This window comes from Petrotoga sp. DB-2 (assembly GCF_054051725.1).
The window spans coordinates 1-5952 of sequence record NZ_JBSVZD010000050.1 but is presented as its reverse complement, the minus strand read 5'-3'; the positions used below and the strand labels follow the sequence as shown (position 1 = coordinate 5952).

The window sequence follows — 5952 nt, the reverse complement described above, 5'->3', positions numbered from 1 at the left end:
TGAGGAGGTAAAAGTACAATATTGAAGGTATTAAAAGTTAGTTACAATACGTGTTTTAGAGTTTCTAAAGACAGTATATTTTTAATATAAGGAGGATTGTGTGTAACCATTATATCGATTTGCTTGTACTTATTACCTTTAAAGATTGTACTGAAACGTACCTCTCTTTTAAATTTATTAATATCTCTTTCTTTGAAATAAAAAGGTCTATAACCATGAGCTAGAGCACCGGAAAATCCTGCTACTATAATGTCTTTGCCTATGAATTTTTTTAAGTTAACTATGCCATGATTTAAAACATAAACTCCTTTGTATACCTTTGAGAAAGAGTTATTTTCTTCTTCGTATAACTTATAATACTTTTTATCATGATTACCGTGTACCATCAAGCTTAAGGATGGTTTGAATTCGTTCATCACGTAATCAATGTATTGTGGAGAAAGATCTCCTGCACAAATAAGTAAGTCAAACTTTTTCTTGTCTTTATTTGTTAAGTATACTTCCTCGTCAGAAATAGCAATTATATCTATCATCATTTTAATTCCTTTTTAATAAAAGACTCTATAAAATTATTTTATCAAAAAATAGAGATAAGTTGAAATTTTGTGTTATTATAAGGTAATCATTTCCTACAGAAGTGATAGAGAGCGCCAAAATCGATGGAGCAAGTGAATTAAAAATATTTTGGAGGATCATAATACCTTTATCTCAACCTGTAATAGCTGCTTTGGCTGTGTTATCATTTACTTGGAGATGGAACGATTATATTTGGCCTTTGTTAGTTGTTAGTTCCCCAAAATATATGACCCTGCAGCTTGGATTGGCATTATTCTCAGGTGAGCATACCGTACAATGGGGATCTCTTTTGGCAATGACAACGCTCTCTATGATTCCTGTAATGGTTGTATTTTTAGCCTTTCAAAGGTATTTTGTAAAAGGTATAACAATGGGATCTTTAAAATAAAAAGGGGAGGAGAAAATATGGTGGATGCACTTTTCATAGGGGCTCATCCTGATGATTACGAGGCTTTTGCAGGGGGAACAATACTTCGATTGAAAAACGAAGGAAAAAGTTGTGGGGGAATAATCTTAACCGATGGCTCTGCAGGGAGAAACAACGATATCAACGTAAGGAAATTGGAGGCAGAACGTGCTGCAAAATCTTTGAAACTTGATTATTTTGAAATGATAGGACTGAAAGACGGATATTTAGATGAAATTAATAATTTAGCCGCATTAATCGCAAATCTTATACGCAAGTATAGGCCTAAAATCCTTTTCACACACTATTTTGAAGATAAGCATCCCGATCATAAGGCAATTGGAGAAAGTACTAAAGATGCCTTATTTTTAGCTAGAACGAAAAGAGATGATTTAGAAAATGAACCCTACAATTGTTCCAACGTTCTTATGTTTATACCCGATATAACAAAGATTCCTCAATCTAAATTTCATGTAGATATTACTGATTTTTTAGAAGATAAAATCAAGGTTTTAAGATTATACGAATCTCAAAGGGAAGTTTTAGAGCCCATACCTTTGATGAACAAATATTTAGCAGTTGATGTTTTAGAGGGAAGAAACAAAGCAGTAGAAGTATTTTATCCTCTAACTTTGGTAAAAGGGGAAGAATATTATGTATTATAAGATTGAAGAAGATGGAAGCTTAACTTATTTTCAAATATTTCCGAAAGAGTACATAATAAGTAACAGATCTTCCACGATGTTGTTGAAAAACTGCATGCCTTTTACTGTTTTTTCCAACAAGTATGGAGTGGTAATCTCAAAAATAAGATTCAACTTTTACCCAAGTCAAAGGGCAAGATTTTGGCCTGATGGAATGTCAGTTATTGATGGTTTATCAAAAATGACTGTTATAAGCGAACCATCTGCTTATTCTTTCGTTGTTAAATTTAAAAATTTAAAAAATTTAGTGTTCTCATTCACCCCTGTTTTTAAAAAAGAATTCAAATTGCCTTTTTTCGATAAGATAGAAATTCCTATAAGTTACCAGCAAGAAGTAGAAAATAATTGTTTGAAATTCGCTGACGACTTTAAAATTATTATTAAAAAAGGTGAGATAAAAGATCTAATAAAAGGTGAAAAAGTAGCCTTCGTCTTGAGATCTGACGAGAACAACGAAATAGAGATAGTTATTGGAAAAGAAGAAAATAACTTAGAAGAAAAGAATACAGAATACCTTCATTATCTGAACAGTTTAACACAAAACAAAGACTTAAGTGAGTTAGAAAAATCAGAGTTTTTATTTACAATGCACACTGCTTTTTCTTCTATAAAAGATTACGATGGAAACCTAGCTTTAGCAGCAGGGGTTAATTATTCTTTCCCAAATAGGACATATTTTAGAGATAGTTTTTGGACTATCCAGCCGATAATGAAAGTGAATCCAAAATTTGCTAAAAACCAAATTTTATTTTTGTCTGAAGGTGTTCACGAAGATGGAAGTTGTCCAAGCGGTGTAATGAAATTAGGTGAAGAGGAATTGGCTTTTATTAGAAGCAAAAGAAATATGTTACCCAAAAAGGCAAGAGAATTTTATAGGTACGAAAAAGATTGGTGGTCAAACCATCATGACTCTGGAGGATACTACATAATACTTTTGTCTAATTATATTAATAATACGGGAGACTTGAGTATTTTAAAAGAACGATTTTCAGATGGCACTGTATTGGATAAGATTGGGAATATTCTTAAAAGGTATATTAGTTTAGATATTGATAATGATTTATTATTTGAAAAGCCTTTTGATTCAAACGATTGGGCGGATAATGTGTACAGAAATGGAGCGGTCACATACGATTTGGCGATTCAAATAAAAGCCTTCGAAGAAGCTTCTTTAATATATGATTTAATTGGTAATAAAAAGACTGCTGAAGATACAAGAGAAAAATATCAAAAAATGAAACACAATTTCAACAAAAAGATGTGGAACGAGGGAAAAGGTTATTTTAATGATTTTATTGGCGACTATTTGGAAGATCACCTGAATATAGATACGATATTGTCTTTGCTTTTTGATATAGCAGATGAAGATAAAAAAAGAAAAACTTTAAACGCTATGGAGAGAATGCTTGAAACAAAGAATAACAAAGAGCAAAAGTTTGAAGATTGGGGAGTTATGTCTGTTTGGCCATTTTTCAAATCAAAAAAGCACCTTTTCAGCAAAAGTGTGTTTCCTTACAGGTACCACAATGGGAGTGATTGGCCTTATTTGTCTTCTATATATGCCCTGGTTAAGAAGAGAGAAGGTATGGATTATAAATATCCTTTAACTAGATGGTGGGAATATTCTTTGGAAAAAGGATGGATAAACCCTGTAGAATACTATAGCCCAATTTATACTCGAGGATCACTCAACCAAGGATGGTCTTCCATGGCTGCAACATTATTTCTTTGAATTATCAACGATTAGAAGTAATTTGAGACGATTAGAAAGAATTATAGTCGAATATTGTATAGATAATTAATTTCATTTTAGAACGAATTAATTGTATAATATAAATAAGAATTCATAAAAGGAGATGATCAACGTGAGTAAAGTCGAAGATTATTTTAACGTGGAAGGCAAAGTAATAGCGATAACAGGTGGAGCCGGTGTTTTATGCTCTGAAATGGCTAAGTCCTTGGGAGAAGCAGGTGGGAAGATTGCTATAATGGATCTTTCGGAAAAAGCTATGACTTTGTTAAGCAATGAATTAACAGAAAAAGGTGTTGAACACCTAGCGATTAAAACTAACGTCTTGAAAAAAAATGATTTAGTAAGAGCGAAAGATGAAATTCTCAAAACATTTGGTAAAATAGATATACTGATAAACGGTGCAGGTGGCAACAAACCTGAAGCAACAACAAGTAAAGATAAATCTTTTTTTGAACTCCCAGAAGATGCAGTACAGTGGGTTTTTAACTTGAACTTCTTGGGAACGTTTTTGGCAAGTCAAGTTTTTGGAGAATATTTTGCGGAAAAAGGTTATGGAGAGATAATAAATATCTCATCGATGAACGCATTTAGGCCCTTGACAAACATCCCTGCTTATTCTGCAGCTAAAGCAGCTGTGAGTAATTTTACACAATGGTTAGCGGTTCATATGAACCACAACTACTCGAAAAAAATAAGGGTCAATGCAATAGCTCCGGGATTTCTGTTAACTAATCAGAATCGATTCTTGCTGACCAATGAAGACGGTAGTTTAACCCGAAGGGGAAATCAAATATTGGATCATACACCTATGGGAAGGTTTGGAGAACCTAAAGATCTAATTTCTACAGTGATGTGGTTGATAAGCGATAGTTCTGAGTTTGTTAACGGTGTTGTTGTTCCAATAGATGGGGGTTTCGCTGCTTATAGTGGTGTATAATATATATTTTTGTTTATAAAAGCTATAAGGCCCAATTGTACGCGTGAAAGTCAATTTACTAAAAAAATAGAAGGAGTTGATAAAATGGATCAACAAAAAAGCGATATAGCGGTTATAGGGATGGCGGTGATGGGGCAGAATCTTGCTTTAAACATGGAATCAAAGGGTTTTAAGGTATCCGTTTACAATAGAACAAATGAAAAAACTAAAAGATTTGTTGAAGAAAGAGGAAAAAATAAAAATATTCAAGGGACTTACTCCATTGAAGAACTTGTTAATTCATTAAAAACACCAAAAAAGATTATTTTAATGGTTAAAGCTGGCAAACCGGTCGATGATGTAATCGAGGAGCTTTTACCTTATTTGAATAAGGAAGATATAATCATAGACGGAGGAAATTCTTTTTATAAAGATACAGATAGGAGATACGAAGAATTACATAAAAAAGGAATAAGATTTTTAGGAACCGGTATAAGTGGAGGGGAATACGGCGCATTACACGGTCCATCCATCATGCCTGGGGGAGATGAATCCGCATATGAAGAGGTAAAAGAGATACTCGAAGTTACTGCTGCTCAAACAGAAGATGGTCCATGTGTTACTTACCTTGGTCCTAAATCAAGTGGTCATTATGTAAAAATGGTTCACAACGGGATAGAGTACGCCATCATGGAATTGATAGCAGAAACATACGATATTATGAGGAAAGTGCTTAAAATGAATCCTCAGGATATGAGTAAATTATTTAAAGAATGGAACGAAGAACACAAATCTTATTTGATGGAAATTACTTATAAGATTTTAGAGTGGAAAGACGAAGAAACTGGTCGACCAATTGTTGACGTTATTCTAGATAGCGCAAAACAGAAGGGTACAGGGAAATGGAGTGTTCAAGACTCTTTAGACTTGAATATTTCCATACCCACCATAAACGCCGCCGTAAATGCAAGAACCTTATCCTCAATAAAAGATGAAAGGATGAGGATTGGAGAGATATATGAAACCCCCATCGAAATGAATTTAAACGAAAGCTTTATAAATTCCCTAAGGGATGCTTTGTATATTTCAACGATAATTGCTTACGCAGAAGGTATGAAGTTGTTGCAAGTTGCATCCAAAGAATACGCGTATAATTTAGATTTGTCAGAAGTTGCAAGAATTTGGGAAGATGGATGTATAATAAGATCCGCATTTCTAAAACCAATCCAAAGAACATTTAAAAATGACCCCAATTTAGTAAATTTGATAATTTCTGACGAATTCAAAAGTGATTTTAAGGAGAAAATTCCAAAGTTGAGAGAGGTAGTTTCTCAAATCAAACAAGCTGGCATACCTATTCCTGCTCTAAGTTCGGCTCTTGATTATTTTGATGGATTAAGTTCAAAAGAGTTACCGGCGAATTTGATTCAAGCACAGAGGGATTATTTTGGTGCTCATACATACGAAAGAAGGGACAAAGAGGGTATATTCCACACAGAATGGCAAGATATACATAATATATAATACCCACTTCAGAAATAGGTCAAAGCAACGATTAACTAAAGGTAAATTAAGTTAAGGCAAGAAGAAAAAGAAC

Annotated in this window: 6 protein-coding genes; 5 read left to right on the top strand and 1 reads right to left on the bottom strand. The window is 33.4% G+C overall.

Features of this window, described 5'->3' with window-relative positions:
- Positions 1–41: 41 nt before the first annotated feature.
- Entirely contained in the window at positions 42–536 is a 495-nt protein-coding gene (locus ACW9JY_RS10230) for a metallophosphoesterase family protein (protein ID WP_457284294.1), read from the bottom strand.
- Between the two features lie 101 nt (positions 537–637).
- Between ACW9JY_RS10230 and ACW9JY_RS10225 the strand changes: the two genes are divergently transcribed.
- From ACW9JY_RS10225 to gndA, 5 genes are all read left to right on the top strand, one after another.
- On the top strand, positions 638–964 hold the full coding sequence (locus ACW9JY_RS10225) for a carbohydrate ABC transporter permease (RefSeq protein ID WP_457284293.1): 327 nt from the start codon (positions 638–640) through the stop codon (positions 962–964).
- Positions 965–981: 17 nt separating this feature from the next.
- Entirely contained in the window at positions 982–1647 is a 666-nt protein-coding gene (locus tag ACW9JY_RS10220) for a PIG-L deacetylase family protein (protein WP_457284292.1), read from the top strand.
- Entirely contained in the window at positions 1637–3418 is a 1782-nt protein-coding gene (locus tag ACW9JY_RS10215) for an amylo-alpha-1,6-glucosidase (protein WP_457284291.1), read from the top strand. Before ACW9JY_RS10220 ends, ACW9JY_RS10215 begins: the two co-directional genes overlap by 11 nt.
- A 133-nt stretch (positions 3419–3551) precedes the next feature.
- Positions 3552–4376: an SDR family oxidoreductase gene (locus ACW9JY_RS10210; RefSeq protein ID WP_457284290.1), complete on the top strand. Its 825-nt coding sequence runs from the start codon at positions 3552–3554 to the stop codon at positions 4374–4376.
- An 84-nt stretch (positions 4377–4460) separates the two neighbouring features.
- Positions 4461–5879 (top strand): NADP-dependent phosphogluconate dehydrogenase, encoded by a 1419-nt coding sequence (gene gndA / locus ACW9JY_RS10205; protein WP_457284289.1) that lies wholly within the window; start codon positions 4461–4463, stop codon positions 5877–5879.
- Positions 5880–5952 lie beyond the last annotated feature (73 nt).